Annotated in this window: 12 protein-coding genes; 5 read left to right on the top strand and 7 right to left on the bottom strand. The window is 67.5% G+C overall.

Annotated elements, in window-relative coordinates; all coding sequences use genetic code 11:
* Positions 1-256: 256 nt before the first annotated feature.
* Complete coding sequence (locus EV644_RS31270) at positions 257-4,147, top strand: S8 family serine peptidase (protein WP_132192749.1); 3,891 nt, start codon at positions 257-259, stop codon at positions 4,145-4,147.
* A 392-nt stretch (positions 4,148-4,539) separates the two neighbouring features.
* Here the strand turns inward: EV644_RS31270 and EV644_RS31265 are convergent, their stop codons facing one another.
* The 3 genes from EV644_RS31265 to EV644_RS31255 form a co-directional block, all read right to left on the bottom strand.
* Complete coding sequence (locus tag EV644_RS31265; protein WP_132192747.1) at positions 4,540-5,199, bottom strand: GAP family protein; 660 nt, start codon at positions 5,197-5,199, stop codon at positions 4,540-4,542.
* Between the two features lie 816 nt (positions 5,200-6,015).
* Positions 6,016-7,575 (bottom strand): ABC transporter permease, encoded by a 1,560-nt coding sequence (locus tag EV644_RS31260; protein WP_132192745.1) that lies wholly within the window; start codon positions 7,573-7,575, stop codon positions 6,016-6,018.
* Positions 7,572-8,492, bottom strand: a complete 921-nt coding sequence (locus EV644_RS31255; RefSeq protein ID WP_132192743.1) for an ABC transporter ATP-binding protein — start codon at positions 8,490-8,492, stop codon at positions 7,572-7,574. The genes EV644_RS31260 and EV644_RS31255 overlap by 4 nt, the downstream gene beginning before the upstream one ends.
* A gap of 90 nt (positions 8,493-8,582) precedes the next feature.
* Between EV644_RS31255 and EV644_RS31250 the strand changes: the two genes are divergently transcribed.
* On the top strand, positions 8,583-9,140 hold the full coding sequence (locus EV644_RS31250) for a TetR/AcrR family transcriptional regulator (RefSeq protein WP_158292973.1): 558 nt from the start codon (positions 8,583-8,585) through the stop codon (positions 9,138-9,140).
* Here EV644_RS31250 and EV644_RS31245 read toward each other — a convergent pair.
* Complete coding sequence (locus EV644_RS31245; RefSeq protein ID WP_132333416.1) at positions 9,092-9,373, bottom strand: hypothetical protein; 282 nt, start codon at positions 9,371-9,373, stop codon at positions 9,092-9,094. The genes EV644_RS31250 and EV644_RS31245 overlap by 49 nt on opposite strands.
* A gap of 225 nt (positions 9,374-9,598) precedes the next feature.
* The gene (locus tag EV644_RS31240; protein ID WP_132192737.1) at positions 9,599-10,036 is read right to left on the bottom strand and encodes a pyridoxamine 5'-phosphate oxidase family protein; all 438 of its coding nucleotides are present in this window, start codon (positions 10,034-10,036) and stop codon (positions 9,599-9,601) included.
* A gap of 351 nt (positions 10,037-10,387) precedes the next feature.
* Here EV644_RS31240 and EV644_RS31235 point away from each other — a divergent pair, with 351 nt between their 5' ends.
* The 3 genes from EV644_RS31235 to EV644_RS31225 all read left to right on the top strand — a co-directional run bounded on the left by EV644_RS31235 (position 10,388) and on the right by EV644_RS31225 (position 14,604).
* Positions 10,388-10,963 carry a CBS domain-containing protein gene (locus tag EV644_RS31235; RefSeq protein ID WP_158292972.1) on the top strand — a complete coding sequence of 192 codons (576 nt, stop codon included), beginning with the start codon at positions 10,388-10,390 and terminating at the stop codon, positions 10,961-10,963.
* Positions 10,964-11,482: 519 nt separating this feature from the next.
* Complete coding sequence (locus EV644_RS47905) at positions 11,483-12,514, top strand: potassium channel family protein (protein ID WP_132192733.1); 1,032 nt, start codon at positions 11,483-11,485, stop codon at positions 12,512-12,514.
* A 1,259-nt stretch (positions 12,515-13,773) separates the two neighbouring features.
* Complete coding sequence (locus tag EV644_RS31225) at positions 13,774-14,604, top strand: S1 family peptidase (RefSeq protein ID WP_132192731.1); 831 nt, start codon at positions 13,774-13,776, stop codon at positions 14,602-14,604.
* 626 nt (positions 14,605-15,230) lie between these two features.
* Here the strand turns inward: EV644_RS31225 and EV644_RS31215 are convergent.
* Together EV644_RS31215 and EV644_RS31210 are read right to left on the bottom strand one after the other, a co-directional pair.
* On the bottom strand, positions 15,231-16,118 hold the full coding sequence (locus EV644_RS31215; RefSeq protein WP_132192729.1) for an aldo/keto reductase: 888 nt from the start codon (positions 16,116-16,118) through the stop codon (positions 15,231-15,233).
* Between the two features lie 345 nt (positions 16,119-16,463).
* The coding region (locus tag EV644_RS31210) for an MFS transporter (RefSeq protein ID WP_369410558.1) at positions 16,464-16,985 on the bottom strand (522 nt) is incomplete at its 5' end.

Raw genomic sequence — 16,985 nt, 5'->3', positions numbered from 1 at the left:
CGGTGGGTGGCTCGCCATCCGCACGGGATGAACCGTCGGCCTGGCTGGCTTGAAGCGATCTTGGCGACCTTGACCTGGGCATGGCGTGGTGTCGGTGTGCCGCCGTCGGAGGTTCGCAGCGCTGACGCCGGCTGATGCGGGTAATCTCCCTCGAGCAAGCCTGACGGTCGCGAAGTATCAAGCCGTTCGGATCAATCGCGCTTGACCCTGGTGTCTGCCAGACTCCGGTGTCCAATTCCTTGATCATGGAGGACGCATGCGTCTACGTCGTACGGTGCTGGCTGCGTCTGCACTGGTGCTGTTGGGGTCAGCAATCCCGCTGGCCGACGCGGTGCAAGCGGCTCAGAAGACGCCGGGCACGCTGGCAGCTGAGCACCTGCCCAGGCCGGAACGTCCGCGCGGTGCCAAGGAGCGCGAGTTTGACGCGCACTCGGTGCTGGTCCGGTTCAAGAAGGCCGCATCTGCCGCCGCCAAGGATAAGGCGCTGAAGAGTCGCGGTGCCGCGCAGACGCGTGGCGTCCGGGGCACCGGGTACGTTGAAGCGCGGACCAAGGGTGCCGCCGCGGACCTGCTGCGCAGCCTCCGCCAGGATTCCGCGGTCGAGAGCGTGTCGTTCAACTACAAGCGTCGGATCGAGGCGGCGCCCACCGACCCGGCCTACACGTCCGGCGACCAGGCCTATCTCAGCACTGTGCGGGTGCCGCAGGCGTGGGACCGGACCAAGGGGTCCACCAGCCAGGTCATCGCCGTTGTCGACACCGGTGTCAACGGCCTGCACGAGGATCTGACGGGTCGCACCGTAACCGGCTACGACGCGATCAATAGGGTGATCCTTTCCGGCGCCTCGAACTCGGACCAGAACGGTCACGGCACGATGGTGGCCGGCATCGCCGCGGCTAACACCAACAACGGCCTCGGTGTCGCCGGCGTCGCCTGGACCGGCCGGATCATGCCAGTCAGAGTGCTCGGATCCGACGGCAGCGGCCTGGACTCCGACATCGCGGCCGGCATCACCTGGGCGGCCGACCACGGTGCCAAGGTCATCAACCTGTCGCTGGGCGGGCCCGGCGTCAGCGCTGTCCTGCACGACGCGGTCAAGTACGCCACCGGCAAGAACGTCGTCGTGGTTGTGGCCGCCGGCAATGACGGGGACGACACGCCGCAGTATCCGGCGGCGTACCCGGAGGTCGTGGCGGTCGGCGCGACCGATTCGGCCGGCGATCTGACCGACTTCAGTTCGTGGGGCGACTGGATCGACGTGGCCGCGCCCGGGTTCGGCGTCGTGTCCGCCTACCAGGACTCCTACGCCGTCGGCGACGGCACGTCATTCGCGGCGCCGATCGTGTCGGGTGTGGCGGCGCTGGTGCGTACGGCGTTTCCGTCGTGGACGCCGGCGCAGGTGTTGGCCAGGTTGAGGGTGACCGCACGAGACGCCGGGCCGCGGGGCGTTGACCCCTATTACGGGTACGGCGTGGTCGACGCGTACTACGCCGTGGGCGGCGCGTGGGCGGCGGAGTTCCCGACCCCGGTCCTCGGCGCCGGCGAGCCCAATGATGTGCCGGCCCGCGCGACGACGTTCTCTGACTCGGCTACCGGCACGCTGGCGGCCGAAGGGGACATCGACTGGTACCGCTTCGATTCCGCCAATGAGCGCTCCGTGGACGTACGGGTGACTCCGGCGGCGTTCGACGCCGACCTGGGTCAGAACGCCGACCCGATGCTGGCTGTGTACGACAAGGACCTGCGGCTGATCGGCGAGGTCGACGTCGCCTCTGCCGGTGGCGCCGAGACACTTCCGTTCACCACCGGCGTCGGCACGTACTACGTCGCGGTGCGTAACTACAACGGCTCCGCCGACACCCGGCCGTACACACTGTCGGTCACCACCGGGACGCCGGACATCTTCCAGCCGGCGGTCTCCCACGATGTGGGCTCTTGGCCGGAGACGGTGGCGGTCGGTGACGTCACCGGCGACGGTCGCGACGATGTCCTTCTCACGACGAGCTTCTACTTCGACGACGCCAACGACTACAAACTCTTCGTCTTCGCGCAGACGCCGAGCGGCGCCCTCTCCGAGCCCGTTCGGTACCCGACGGCTATGGGGTACAGCGGCTCCGGACCAGCGTTGCTCGATGCCAACGGCGACGGACGCCAGGATGTGGCCCTGCCCACCGCCTCCGGCGTCGAGATCTTCCATCAGACCGACGCGGGCCTGGCCAGCGCCGGCGTCCTCCCCGGCACCACAGGGGGAGGGTACGTCGTCGCGGGCGACATGGACGGCGACGGCGACGCCGACCTGGTCCTGCAGGGTACGCAGGGAATCACCCTTCTGATCCACGCACCGGATGGCACCTTCGCGGCGTCGTCGGTGACGGCCGATGGCAGCGGCGAGGTGGAAATCGGTGACGTGGACGGTGACGGCCTGCCCGACGTCGTGACCTTCACGGGCGGAATGGTGCGGGTCTACCACCACGCGACCGACGGCTGGAACCGCACCGATCACGACACGATCCGCGGCTACTGGCCCACCGTCGAGGGAATCGAGGTGGCCGACGTCAATGGGGACGATCGCGCCGACGTCATCGCCTCGATAGGAGGCAACGCCCCGGGTTCGCGGATCAACGTCTTCGTGCAGAACGCGAGCGGTGGGCTCGACACACCCGCCGTCTACTTGACCCGCGACATCCCAGAACCGGTCGAGGCCGCTGACATCACCGGCGACTCCCTCATCGACGTGGTGACCGCCCACGGCGGGTGGAACACGCTGAGCGTGCTGCCGCAGACCGCGGCGGGCACGCTCGGCACGCCGGTCACCTCGTCCATCCCGTACGCCTCGCACTACAACGACCAAGGTCTGGCGCTGGGCGACATCAACGGTGACCAGCGCACGGATGCCGTCATCGCCGACTACAACAGCGGCCTGGTGGTGCTGCGGAACAAGCTTGGTCCGACCCCGGGCGGGGAGCAGGCGTGGGTGCGGAGTGTGTCGCCGGCAGACTTCGCCGCCGGCTTGGCCATCGGAACGGTGCCGACGGTGACGTTCGCGCGTTCGGTGGATGCGGCGTCGGTGACCTCGTCGACGGTCCGGCTGGTCAACGGACGGAGCGGGGCGGCGGTGGCGGCATCAGTCTCATACGACGCCACGTCACAGACAGCGAGGCTCACGCCGTCGAGTCTGTTGCAGGACAACACGCCGTACCGGATCATCGTCAGCGGAGTGCGGGACACCTCCGGCGCGACGCAGGCGGAGCGGTTCACGTCCACCTTTCGGACGACCGATTACACGCCGGGCCCGGTGACGAACTTCAAGGCGGCTGGAGCCTTGCGGGGCGCGACCCTGTCGTGGACGATCCCGTCGATCACCGACCTGGATGGAGTGATCGTGCGGCGGGCTACCGGTACGACGCCGCCGGCGTCGCCGACGTCGGGCGACGCGGTATACGCCGGGACCCTTTCGAGCATCACCGTCAGCGGGCTGGTCGACGGCACCACGTACACGTTCCGGGTGTGGGTGCGGGACCGGTCGGGCAAGGTGAGCAGCCCGAGCACGGTGACGCTGCGAGGCACGTCAGTGTCCATCAGCAGCAACATCACTGCGTTGACGTACGGAGGTGCGGTGTCGGTGACCGGCCGGTTGACCCGGGTTGACACCGGCGCGGCGATCCCCGGAGCAGCGGTACAGTTGTACATCCGCCGCAAGGGGACGACGACGTGGTCCCTTCTGAGGACGGCGACCACCAGCAGCACCGGGTACGTCTCGTACAGCCACAAGCCGTCATGGAGCCTGGACTACGAGTGGATCTACCGGGGTTCGACGGCTTACATCGGCGATGTGACTCCCCTGCGTACGGTCAGCGTCCGTCCGGTCGTGGCGGCGAAACTGTCGAGGACGTCGTTCGCGTTGGGCGGCTCGGTCGTGTTGTCCGGGACGGTGACGCCGGTTCACGGCAATTACCGGGTCTATCTCCAGCGGCTCAGCAACGGGGTGTGGTCGACAGTAACCAGCCAGCTGCTGCCGTCGTCGAGCTCGTACGCGTTCACACTCAAGCCCACCTCGCGTGCGACGTACACCTACCGCGTGTACCTGCCGGCGCATAACGACCACCTGGCCGGCTACAGCGCAAACCTGTCCTTCCGGGTCTATTAGAGCGAGCCGTCGGGCCCCTGCCGCATCAGCGGCGGGGGCCCGGCTGCGATTCTACGTAGGTTGTGCGCGTGACCGGAGAGCTGGTGCGGTGAGGAGTTGGAGGGTTTGAGCCGCGGCCGTCGCATTCAGGGCTCAAGACATCGGCATAGCTCCGAACCCTCACTGGATTCGGAGATTGTTGCATTGGGGGACCTGGTGGGAGGGCACGGGGTTCGTAGTCTTTGGTGGGGTCGAGAACCAGTTCGCGGAGCAGTTCGCCGGTGGCGGCATCGGCGATGGTGGTCTGAAGGTCGTGGGTCAGGAGCAGGACGCGGGTGCGGGCGTGGGTTCGGCCGATGCCGATGTGGTGCAGGCGCCCGGCGGGCGCAGGGTGACCGAACCGGGCGGCGTGCTCAGCCGCTCACCCCGACGCCGATGACGAAGCCGCCGATCAGGATCATCATCGTGGCACCGACCGTGCTGGAGTGAGCAGCGATCCACCCCTTCGCCGATAGGAGGCGAGGTTCCATCCGCCGCGGAAACAGGATCGTCGCGACGATCGGAACGCCTACGGTGCAGGTGGCAATCGCGGTGTAGAAGACCACCAGGCCGAGGTTGTCGTGGAACACCAGGTCCGCGCCGACGATCGCCAGGCCCGCGGCCGCCGCCAGGAGCAGCGCCTTCGGACGAAGGCTCAGCGCCAGGCCGATGCCGAACACGGACAGGATGCCGAACGTGCCGATGCTGTCCAGCCAGCCCGGTCCACGTCCGCTCCGTGCGCGGGACCGCCGCGCGAGGGCCACCACGCCCAGCAGCACGAGGGCGATGCCGATCACTACCTCGAGCTTCCCGACGAGGGCGTCATGTTCGCGCGGTCGTCCGGGAAGCGCCTGGCTGGCCACAGTCGCCAACGCGACGGTGGCGAAGGTGCCGAGCACCGTGCCGGCCAGGAAGCCCAGGCCGGAGCGGCTGCGGCTCTCCGACAGCAGGATGAAGATGGTGGCGGTGATGGGGACACTGCTCAGCGCCGCCGCGAGGGCCAGCGGTATCAGCTGAAGCAGCGCCTGCCCCATCACGTCTCCGATCTCGACCCCACGACGAGGCTTCCGGACTGGCGTACACGGCCGTCCCCGTCACCGGAAGTATCGCGCACCCGGCACGCAATGCCTCAGTGGGGAAGGCCGCGGCAGCAAGTCGGTAGCTCGAGTCTCGCCGGACAACGCGGGACGGTCATCGCCCGATGGTCTAGTCGGTGACACGGGCGCCGCGATGAAGTCATCCAGGCTGGACGACGCGCCCGGCCAGGCGGTCACCGACACGGCGGCTGCGGCGGGTGAGGGCCGATCTCGCCCATGTACTGTGCACCCTGGCCGGCCTCGTCCTCGGACTGGTGCTGCCTCGAAACCCCACTAGTTCAGCCGCCACAAGGCACGTGAAACCGAAGCACGCTCAGCAGTTCAGCTTGGGAACGCCGTGGGAACAAAGAGGAGTCGAAGGATGGCGAATGGGGTCGAGAACTGACGAACTGGTGGTGGCTAGTTACGCCTGCAGAGGCGGATGACGGTCGGATGCGTCGGTTTCCTAAACTGTGCGTCGACCGAATCGCCCACAAGGGCTGGCCACCGTGCCCTGAACCCGACCGACCACTCGGCTCCGTGCCCGCTCGGCCAGGCCACCCGCCTACGGCCAAGATCGTCGTGGATCTGGCGGTCGCGCTCGCGTTGGGCGGGGATTGTCCGGATGATGTCGCGTTGTTGCGTTCGCGCTCGAGCGGGTGATGGAAGGTCGCAAGCACCTGCGGGACCAGCAGTGCAGCGGTCGCGCCCTGCACGATGGGGGCCGCGATCAGTACGCCGACGGTCGGCGCGGACGGCCGTGGCCCGTGACCCTCAGCCGGCCCGCAGATCCCTCCGCTGATAGACCAGAGTGGCCGCCAGTGCCAGGGCGACCGCCAGGAGCGTCATGCCCAGCGCGGCTGGCCGATGCCAGGCGTCGCGGGGCACGGCGCCCATCCACTGCATCGGAGAGAGCCGCCGTGCCCACTCGGGGAGGTCGAGCAGGTCCGCGCGCAGGCACACGATGATGCCCCAGCCGATGGCCAGCCACGCGACTGCGACGGCGCGCGGACTCACTGAGTGCAAAGCGAGAGCGGTCACCGCCAGCAGGACCACCGCCGGTCCGTACGCGAGCGTGTCGGTCACTCCATTGCCGAGGTAGCCGGGGTCGCCGAAGCCAGCCGCGAGGCCGAGACCGGTGCCGACGCTCGTGCACACCAGGAGGATCAGCGACCATGCGGTGATCACCGCGGTGGCGGAGGCCCACCACCGCCGCCGGCTCACCGGACCGGCAAGGGCGTACCCGACGCGCCCGGCGTTCTCCTCTGCGCCCAGCCATTGGGTGAGCTGAGTGGCGGCCGCGCCCGCCAAGAGGGCATTCATCTGGACGAAGATGGTCAGCGTCGCGTTGACTCCGGTGTCCCGTTCCGCACCCGCGGCCGCGCCGAGGTCGCTCATCTGCTGCGTCAGGTATCCGAAGGCGAACGCGAACAGGCTCGCTGCAACGACCCATCCGACGCCTACCCCGACGGTGAGCCGGGCCAGAAGGCGCAGGGGTGTGGTGATCCACGACGCGGCCACGGCCGGGCCGGGGCGGGGCGGGATGAGCCCGCCTCCCTGGTCCCGGCGGGCGGCGACCGTGGCGGCGCCGAGGAGCAACACCGCGGTCGTGGCGGCGAACGTCAGCCAGGGCCACAGCGGCGGCTCCGCCGCGAACGGGCGGACCTCGGCCAGCCAGGACTCGGGGTTCGCCCAGACCACATTCACCCCCCGGGCGTCGACCACGGCGCGGCCGAGGTAGCTGCCCATCCAGCAAGCGATGCCGAGGACGTACGCGGTCCGCGCGTCCCGGCAGCATTGCGCGACGAGTGCTCCGACGGCGGTGAAGGTCAGCATGAGGGCGCCGAGCCCGCCGGCGTACCGCAGTGAGCCGGCGACGGGATAGTCCAGAGCGATCAGCGCTACCGCGGTGAACAGGACGGTCAGCACGGCACTGGTCGCGGCGGCGGTCAGCCCTGCGGTGGCGGGTGCGAGCCGGTGCACCGGGCCGGCGGTCAGGATGTCCAGCCGGCCGGTGTCCTCGACGCTTCGGGTGAATCGGATCGCCAGGTGCAGCCCGATCAACGGGGCCATGAGGAGGGCCAGGTAACCCATCTCGTTGGACAGGATGCCGCCCAGGCTGCTCAGGTCGTAGCCGCGACCCTGCAGGGCGGCGCTGCTCTGCGTCCCGACGTAGGCGGCCGCGTAGGCGTCCCGGCCCGCCTGGTCGGGGTACATGCCGTTGAGGGTGGACGCGGTGCTGGCCACCAGGACGGTCACGGCCACGGACCAGCCGAGGATCTGCGCCGGGGCTGTGCGCAGGCTCACCGCGAGCAGGCGCCAGTATCCCGTCATAACCGCACGCCTCCTGCCACAGCGGTGTCGGCCCGATAGTTCGTCAGGAACAGCTCGTCGAGGCTGGGCGGTTCCACCGTGAGGGTCCTCGGGTCGGCCGAGGCGATGCACCCGACGGCGGCTGGTAGCGCGGCCCGGCCGACGCGGAAGCGGGTGTGCACACCGTCCGGCTGCTGGTCGACCGTCAGGTCCAGGACTCCGTCTATGCCGGCCAACCCGGGCACGGGAGCCTCCGTGATCGCGCCGACGGTCGTCAGCGTATGGCTGCGCAGGTCGCCCAACGTGCCCTCGCGAACCACCACGCCGCGCCGGACGATGCTGACCCGGTCGCACAGCGCCTCTACCTCGGAGAGAATGTGGCTGCTCAGCAGCACGGTCCGTCCGGCCTCCTTCAGTTCCCGGACACACTGCTGGAAGACGTCCTCCATCAGCGGGTCCAGCCCTGCGGTCGGCTCGTCGAAGAGGTAGAGGTCGGCCTCCACGCTCAGCGCGGCGACAAGAGCCACCTTCTGCCGGTTGCCCTTGGAGTAGGTTCGGGTCCGTTTGGTCGGGTCGAGTTCGAACCGTTCGATCAGCGAGTTGCGCCGAGCTGGGTTCATGCCGCCCTGCAGTCGGCCGAGGATGTCGATGCAGCTGCCGCCGGTGAGCCCTGGCCACAGCGCCACGTCGCCGGGCACGTACGTCAGGCGCCGGTGGGCCCGGACAGCCTGCGTCCAGCAATCCAAACCGAAAATCGTGGCCCGACCGGAGTCCAGCTTGAGCTGGCCCAAGAGCGCTCGGATCGTGGTGCTCTTGCCTGCCCCGTTGGGCCCGAGGAAGCCGTGCACCTCTCCTTGCCGCACGGTGAGGTCCAGCCCGTCCAGCGCCTGGGTGCGTCCGAATCGCTTGTGGAGACCGCCCGCTTCGATGGCATGCATACTGAAAGTATGACACAAGTTGACAGTACATGTCAGAACGGGAGCTCGAATCGTCTCGGGGCAGTGCTCCGAGTCCGTATGCTTGGCGGTATGCCGATGACCCTGCGCCAGCGCAACCGTATGGCCGCCATGCAGGCGATCCAGGACACCGCGATGGAGCTGTTCGACCAGCACGGTTACCAACAGGTCACGGTCGATGACATCGTGCGCGAGGCAGGCGTCTCCGCCTCGACCTTCTACCGGTATTTCGGCACCAAGGAGGGGCTCTTCACCGCCGACCCCTTCGCCGCGGTGGGCGCCGACAGTTTCCAGGAGATCGTCGATCTGGACGACCCGGCGACGACCATGGAGCGGCTCGCGGCCACCGCGGGGACGGGCGGCCCGTGGCGCGGCATGCGCTACGTGATAGAGGAGCCCGTGGTCCGGGCCGCCGTCTACGCGAGCATGGACGCGCTCGTGGACAGGCTCACTCCGCTGCTGACAGCGCGCGGACACACCCCGAACCAGGCCCGGGTGCTGGCCCGCACCTACCTCTTCGCCGTGTACTTCGGCGCGCTCGAGGAGTGGCACCGCGACGGGCGTACGCGTCCGATCGGCGACTACGCCCGCGAGGCGATGGCAGCCCTGCGGTCGGCCGCCGGCTGGTGAGCCGAGGCGGAACCTACGGCCACCTCATCGGCAACGGGGGCCGATGCCTCCAGGCTTCCGTGGGCAATCTCGTCGGCCTCGGATCCTTCGAATAGGAAGATGGCGTCGTCGGCGAGCTTCTGGTAGCGGGCCGCCACTTCGATTGCGGCCTCGACGAGTGGGGTCTTGTAGTTGTCGTCCATCACCCAGCCGATGACCGCCTTGGTGGGCAGTCGATCACGTAACTGGCTCATCGCAATCGAGGGTGTAGCCGGGGTCTGAATCCGCACGCGCGCACCGTCGAGCACACGCGCGTCGTCCGCGCCTGGGTCACCGACCTAGCCCGCCGCGAAGGCCGCCGCCCGGGTTCTCGTCGACACCGCGTGCCCACCCGACATACCGTAGGACCGACACCCTGTGCCGATTGACGAGCAGTCTGCACCACAGTTCGGTGGGAGCGGCTCTGCAGTGGTCGTGGGCTATTGCTGGAGGACGCGGCGGCCGGTCAGACGAATCGGTGTGATCCGCACGAACTGGGTGCGCAGGCCGACCGCCCATGGCTTGGGACCTTGCTCGCCCCACAGCTCCACGAGGGTGTCCGGGTCGTCGACGAGCTCTGCATCGCCGACGGCCACGACGCTCCACCCGCTCTGCAGGAACTCGTCGATGTCATCGATCTCGAAGGCGACCCGGCTGTGGCGCATCGCGTTGGCCAGTGCGCTGTCGGCGGCAGTTCGAAAGAAGATGCTGCGCCGGTGGACGACGTAGTTGACGGGCAGCACCTGTGCACCGTCCGGGCCGTTGAAGCCCACCCGTCCCACGGACTTGGCGGCTAGGAGCTCTCGGCACTCCTCGGGCGGCAGGTGCTGGAAGAGCGCCGGCTCGAACCATCGGTTGCTGCTGGCGTCGCTACTCATCTCTCAGATGTACCGCGGTCCCTCCTGTTGGCGGACCGGCCGTAAGTCCCGAAACTGTGGGCCAAACGCCAGTCCCTTGTATGCAGCGAACGGCCACGCAGAATGGAGCGCGCGCGTGCGTCCGCTACTGTCGCCCGGCGGCTTGCCATCCGACTTCGGCCGAGTGGCCCTGCCGATGCCAGTGTGCCGCAGACGGTCGCCCGCGGAGGCCGCCACCTTCGAGCAGAGCCGGGCCATCGCAACCTCGGCGGCCCCGTCGAGGCGGAGGAACAGGCCCCGCTTGAGCGCTGCCCCGAACGACAGAGTGGTACCGCCTACGATTGCGACGGGCACAACGAGGAGGCAGTCATCATGCTGGTACGCGAAGTCATGACGTCACCGGCCATCACGGTGACTCCGTACACCACGGCACGCGAAGCTCTGCGGCTGCTGAACGAGTGCCAGATCACCGCCCTGCCGGTCGTAGACGACGACGGCATCGTCGTCGGGGTGGTGAGCGAGGCGGACCTGCTCGCGCTGGTCCCGGCCGACCCGCAGTCAGATCCGATGCTGGCCGGGGTCCCGGCGACCCGCCGGGTCCGCGAGCTAATGACCCAGCCCGCGGTCACAGTGGGCGCCGGCAACGAGGTCACCGAGGCTGTCACGCTTATGAGATCGACCGTGATGAAGAGCCTGCCGGTGGTGCTAAGCGGCCGGATCGTCGGCGTGGTCAGCCGCAGCGACCTGATCCGCGTACTATCGCATACCGACGACCGCATCCTCTACGAGGTCACCACCCTAGTCCACGCTGAGGGCGTCAACTGGCTGGTCGACGTCACCAACGCCGTGGTCACCATCAACGGGCCCGTCACCGACCGGCAGCGGCAAGACGCCGAGGCCATCGCCCGATCGGTCACCGGCGTCGTCGACGTCCGGATCCCCTGGTAATTATCCACCTCGGTGGTGTCGTGAACGCTGTAGCCGCTGGCTATGAGAGCGCTGGCCATCGGACGAGTGCGCTCTTGGGGTTGGGGCCTCGCGGCGAGCCAGTTCCTCACGTTCGCAGTCCGTTTCTTGAACCGCGATCGCGCCACGGTATCTCGGTCTCCGCGCGGTCCTCGCGCTGTCCTTCGCCTGCATCCACTGGCGTGCCTGGCAGACTTCGGTTGCTCGCGCTGGAATTCGCTGACCCTCACGACTATCAGCGGAACCAGCAGGATGACGTGCTGGTGATCGAGGGTATTCGTGAGGCGATCAGCTCCGGCGCAACATCACGGTCCGCAACGCCACAAGCGACCTGGAGTGCGCCGGCCGACCCCGGCTGTCCGACCGGCAGATGATGACGATGCTGCTGGCAGGTGGCCGATTGCCTGGCTGCGCCAACAGGAATCATCGTGAGTTGGAGCTGAAGGTTGCTCTGTACGTCGCGACGGCTAGCAGTGTCGGTCACTTCTTGCAGCCGAAGAGATGGAGGCTCGACTCCGGCACGAAGGGATAATCCGACTCGTGGGGACACTTCGACGGATCCGCCTCGCGCTCCTCGCCCTTGGGGTCGTGGTCGGCGCTGGCACGCTCGGGTACGTCATGCTCGGGTTCGGCGTCCTCGATGCCTTGTACCAGACAGTCACGACCGTAACGACCGTTGGTTTCCGCGAGGTACATCCGCTGAACGCGGCTGGCCAGCTGTTCACGATCGTGCTCATCCTGGCGGGAGTCGGAACCGCGCTGTACACGTTCGGCGTCCTGCTCGAGGCCCTGATCGAAGGACACCTGCACCAACACCTGGAAAGGCGTCGAATGGACCGTGACATCAGCCGAATGACCAACCACTTCATAATCTGCGGGTGGGGCCGGGTCGGCCGCGCGAGCGCACACTACCTCGCCGCCACTGGACAGCAAATCGTCGTAATAGATCGCAACCCTGACCGACTGGAACGGCTTGAGCACGCGACTGTGCTCGGCGACGTCACGGATGACGATGTCCTCGCGGCCGCCGGTATCGCCCGCGCCCGCGCGCTCATCGCTGCAGTCGACACCGACGCCGACAATGTCTACGTCACGCTGTCCAGCCGCGCCATGCGGCCTGAGTTGGTCATCATCGCTCGTGCCCGCACCGAGGCCTCCAAGGCTAAGCTCGTCCGCGCGGGCGCCAATCGGGCCGTCAACCCGCAGCTGATCGGTGGTCGGCGAATGGCGGCCTTTGCACAGCAGCCGCACGTCGCAGAATTTCTCGACGTGGTCATGCACGATGAGACCCTCGATTTCCGGATCGAGGAGGTTGAGATTCCCTCCTCGTCGCGGCTAGCCGGCCGCTGCTTACGCGACGCGGCCCTCCTGGAGACCACTGGAGCCCTACTGCTCGCCGTCCGGCTCAGCGCCACCGGCCTGTTCCTGCCCAACCCGACTCCCGATACTCGACTCGAGCCCCAGACCATCCTCATCGCGTTCGGTACCCCCACCCAGCTCAACGCGCTGCGCCTCCACTGCGGTGCAGCGTGAATCCTTGGCCCAAGGCCAACAGTCACCCGTCCTGTCCACACGAGACTTAGCTTCGGTAGGTCCCGGACTCGACGCCAGACAGCGGGCCCCAGGCGGTCGCGGCCGACCTCGGTTCCGCTTCGAGATCGTCAGCAGATCAAACGGCCCCGTTCGAGTATCTGAAATCGGATTCAGTCGAACTCCGGCGGTCCGCTCTCAAGTCTGGGCATTTTGAAAGACCCAGCGAGCCACCCTGCTCTCCGACGGCACAGTTCTCGGCGTCCAGCTACCAGGCACTCCAGACGGCCTCGACGAGCGCCCGCCACACGACGCTACTGGGCGCTACTCCCGACCGGGAGTAACCCGGCGCGAAGCCAAGGCAGTTCAGGCCGCGTACCGAGTTCGCCCTGCGAGACCTCATGAGGCGACTGGGAAACGAGCGGCCGACAACGGGCTATGGCCCACAGCTAGACCGGTCCGGATGACCGCCGGGTCCAGGGCCGTGCTTGCCCCAGCCCGACAATGGGCTCAGTTCAGTCCGTGGCTGGCCCGGATGGGGACGCCACGCTCATCAGTTCAGCCTGGGAACGCTGTGGGAACAAAGAGGCGTCGATCCGAGTCAACTGGAGTCAAGACCGGCCGAACTGATGTGGGCTAGACACACCGGGAGGGGCGTATGTCGGTGGGGTGCGTCGGTTTCCTAAACCGTGCGTCGCAGGTTCGAATCCTGCCGGGGGCACCCATTTCGCCGTGGCTCGGCCTCAGTGTGCATGCCCTTGACCGAGCCACGGTTCCGCTCAACGCTCCCATTCCCGCGCGTGGCGGCAGATCCGGTTGCCGCAGCGCTCGCTGTCTGCTCGATGAGCGGACGTCACAACGTCGCGTGCCCATGCAATCTCGCGGACAGGCAGCCCTTCACGCGGCTTGGTCGCCATCCTGCGGGCCTCGCCGTTCGTCCATGGTTGCGAGAGCTGCTCGCGCGGTTATGCGGGCCGAGCCGCACGGACCTCGTGCAGGAGCGCAGCGATGAAGAAGCAGCCGAACGCGGCCGTTCCGGTTGGGAAGGGGTGCCCACCCAGCAGAAACACCGCTGCCAGTCCGATGAGGGTCCATTCGCGTCGTGGCGCTCCGTGGCCGCGACGAGCCAGAGACGATTGGGGGCTCGGGATCATCACTCGCCAGGGGACGATCCATTGCCTGCCTTTACCCGACGGGCATAGCGTCAGTGGCGATGAGCAGAGCCCGATGGGGAGCGGGCACCAGGGGAGAGGAAATCGGACATGCGCAGATCCAGGGTCGCGGCCGCAGTCGCGGGAGCAGCGATGCTCCTGTTGACCACGACGGTCCCAGCGGCGGCCGTCATCGACGGCACCACCGACACCACCAACAGCTTCCCGAATGTGGGAGGGCTGCAGCTGCAGGACGAAGGCGAATGGTTCGACTTCTGCACCGGCACGCTGGTCGCGCCGGACGTCGTACTCACCGCCGCGCACTGCACGGACTTCTTCACCGGCGACGTCGGCGACCCGGACGCGCTCGGGCCGGACGACTGGCGAGTCTCGTTCGACGCCGACCCGGACGAGAACTCGACGTATTACGGGGCCGACCACTTCGTCGTCCACCCGGACTGGCTTGCCAATCAGGTCGGACCGGGCGGCGGCAACTCGAAGATGTCCTTCCTCAAGGACGGGCTGGAGGACATCGCGCTGGTCTTCCTGACCGAGGATGTCGCCAACGTGACACCGGCACCAGTGGCCGATGCTGGCTACCTGGACGGTCTCGACCTGACCTCCGAGACCTTCACGGTGGTCGGTTATGGCACCGACGAGTACGTCACCGGCAGCGCCGCGTCGCCGATGGCGATCACGGTCTACGACGGGGCGCGCAGCTACAAGGACGTCACGGTGATCACGAAGCAGGACCTTTTCCCCGACCGGTTCGTGAAGATCACGAAGAGCGTCTGCTTCGGCGACTCGGGCGGACCGTTGTTCCATGAAGGCACGCTCGTCGCGCTCAACACGTGGACATTCAGCTACCGCTGCGACGGACCGAACCTGGAGTACCGCGTCGACTCCGCGCCGGCACAATCGTTCCTGGACGCCAACCTGTAGGGCTTGCCGGACTCAGCGACCCGTCATCGCCGTCAGGTCTGACGGTCTGCCAGCCGGCAGTCAACGGCATGCGTACGTGCGCGTCGCCCCCCATGGAAGGCTCCCCGGTGGGCAGCGGCCACGGGGGGCCTGGCATCAGGCACCGGCTGGACTGCTGGTTGCAGCCTCTGCAACGGGCTCAGTTCAGTCGACGGCGGGCACGCGTGGGCTTACCGCGCTGACCAATTCAGCGTGGGAACAGCGTGGGAACAAAGAGGGGTCGATGCGAGTCAACTGGAGTCAAGACCGACCGAACTGGTGATGGCTGGTTACGCCTAGAGATGCACTTGTCGGTGGGGTGCGTCGGTTTCCTAAACCGTGCGTCGCAGGTTCGAATCCTGCCGGGGGCACCCATCGTTCGGCCGGACACCTTGTGGTACGGCGATGGTCGGCGCTTGATCCATCTAAGAGAGGTCAACCAGGGGGGAGGGTGTCCCCGTCCGCCGATGGGCAACAGCGGTCCCCGCCAACCGATCCGCGGCACTGGAACGCACGGATCGCGGCTGCTTGTTGATTGCCTGTAGGACCAATCCTGGCGAGGCTTGGTCCACGCGCCGCAGCACCGCGGTTTTGTGGCCGTGCGCAGCTCAGGATTCCTCGGAGGCCAGTGCGGTGATCGCGGCGACCTCCTCGTCGGCAAGCTGGATGCGCGCGGCGGCCAGGTTCTCCTTCAAGTGCTGCAGGCTCGTCGTGCCAGGAATCGGCAGCGCATTTGGTGTGCGGTGAAGTTGCCAGGCAAGGGCGATCTGCTGGGGGGTGGCGTCGTACTTCGCGGCGATCGGGTCGATGACGGCGTGGAATGGCGCGCCGTCATCGCCGCCGGGGACCGCGCCAGGGTGCCAGGGCGAGAACACAATGCCCTTGTCCTCTGCGACCGCGCGAACCGCCGCGCCGAGGCGGACGGCGACGTTGTAGTGCACGGTGACCGCGGCGATGTCCGTGATCGCCACAGCGGAAAGGAGCTGGTCGGCGCTGATGTTGGACAGGCCGATATGGCGGATCAGTCCGCCTTGCTTCATCCCGGCCAACGTCTCGACTGCCTGCTCGAAAGGGGTGTCGGTGAACGCCGGCGTGTGCAGGTAGTACAGGTCGATCCGGTCGACGCCAAGGCGCCGCATGCTCATGTATGCGGCCTGACGCAGATACAACTTGTTACCCGTCGCGCCCATGTCGCTGTATTCAGGGCCGCCGCGGAGGAACCCGCCCTTCGATGCGATGACGAGGTTGCCCGGGTAGGGGTGCAGCGCCTCCTTGATGAGCTCTTCATTGGAGTGCGGCCCGTACACGTCGGCGGTGTCGATGAAGGTCACGCCCGCAGCGACGACCTCACGGAGCAGTGCGATGCCCTTGTCGTGGTCGGGGTACTCGCCCCAGACCTTCGGGCCGGTGAGCTGCATCGCGCCGTAGCCGATGTTCGCGACCGTGAGGTCGCCGCCGATGGTGACAGTGCCGGGGATGTTCTTGTCTGTGCTCATGATTCCTTCTTGGAGGTTCGAGTGGTTCAGCCCGGATCCACCGGTCAAGTGAGGCTTGGTCCCCTTACCCAGTCCCCCGCCGACGTCGACGTCATTGTCAGTACTTGACTCCTTGACCCCGACTCCGTTGATTTGGAAGGAAGTTGGTAGTTCCAACGGGCAACAGGGCGGGGTTCGACCTTCCCACTGTCCAAGAGTTCCTCCTTGACTAAAGCTCGTGGTTATCGGGGCCAGTCGAACTACGCGGATTTTGCGTCGGAATTCTCGCTCGCGCTGTCCGATTGACGTCGAATCAAGCCGGACGCGGCCCAAGGACTGCGAGCATCGCCGTGACGGATTCGGCGCTCAGCTTGCGGTGTTCGGTCCCAGCCGCAGCGTCATTGCACAGACGATGGCGGCGATGGCCAGCAGTACGCCGTTGACAATGAGCGCGGTGTGCAGGGCGGAGGTCATGCTGGCGCCGTCCGCGATCCGGCTGGCAAGGATGACGCCGAGGACGGCGGGACCGAGGACGGCGCCGTACTGGCGCAGCGCGGTGTTGGTGGCTGCCGCCATGCCGGCGAGGTGTTGCGGGACGGCGTTGATCGCGGTGACCGCGACGGCGGTGAGCATGAATGCGTCGGCGACGCCGAGGATGGCGAGCCTCCACGCGGCAGCCCCGATCGAGGTGTCGGTTTGCATCCCGGTCAGCAGGAACATCGCCACTGAGCCGAGCGCGAGCCCGGCGGCGAGGAGCGCGAGCGGTGGCCAGCGGGTCAGCAGCCGTCCGACTAGCGGGTTCGCCACGGCAGTGACGCCGTTGATGAACAGCAGCCGCACGCCGATCGCAAGCGGTGAGAGGTGTTGCCCGGCACCGAAGAACAGGCT

The sequence above is a fragment of the Kribbella orskensis genome (genome assembly GCF_004342085.1).
Classification (GTDB): domain Bacteria; phylum Actinomycetota; class Actinomycetes; order Propionibacteriales; family Kribbellaceae; genus Kribbella; species Kribbella orskensis.
The sequence above is the reverse complement of the archived record's forward strand: the minus strand, read 5'-3'. Positions and strand labels throughout refer to the sequence as shown.

Coding starts and splice junctions, on each gene's coding strand:
- EV644_RS31270 (WP_132192749.1), top strand. CDS start 257: ATGCGTCTACGTCGTACGGTGCTGGCTGCGTCTGCACTGGTGCTGTTG.
- EV644_RS31265 (WP_132192747.1), bottom strand. CDS start 5,199: ATGGGGCAGGCGCTGCTTCAGCTGATACCGCTGGCCCTCGCGGCGGCG.
- EV644_RS31260 (WP_132192745.1), bottom strand. CDS start 7,575: ATGACGGGATACTGGCGCCTGCTCGCGGTGAGCCTGCGCACAGCCCCG.
- EV644_RS31255 (WP_132192743.1), bottom strand. CDS start 8,492: ATGCATGCCATCGAAGCGGGCGGTCTCCACAAGCGATTCGGACGCACC.
- EV644_RS31250 (WP_158292973.1), top strand. CDS start 8,583: ATGCCGATGACCCTGCGCCAGCGCAACCGTATGGCCGCCATGCAGGCG.
- EV644_RS31245 (WP_132333416.1), bottom strand. CDS start 9,373: ATGAGCCAGTTACGTGATCGACTGCCCACCAAGGCGGTCATCGGCTGG.
- EV644_RS31240 (WP_132192737.1), bottom strand. CDS start 10,036: ATGAGTAGCGACGCCAGCAGCAACCGATGGTTCGAGCCGGCGCTCTTC.
- EV644_RS31235 (WP_158292972.1), top strand. CDS start 10,388: ATGCTGGTACGCGAAGTCATGACGTCACCGGCCATCACGGTGACTCCG.
- EV644_RS47905 (WP_132192733.1), top strand. CDS start 11,483: ATGGAGGCTCGACTCCGGCACGAAGGGATAATCCGACTCGTGGGGACA.
- EV644_RS31225 (WP_132192731.1), top strand. CDS start 13,774: ATGCGCAGATCCAGGGTCGCGGCCGCAGTCGCGGGAGCAGCGATGCTC.
- EV644_RS31215 (WP_132192729.1), bottom strand. CDS start 16,118: ATGAGCACAGACAAGAACATCCCCGGCACTGTCACCATCGGCGGCGAC.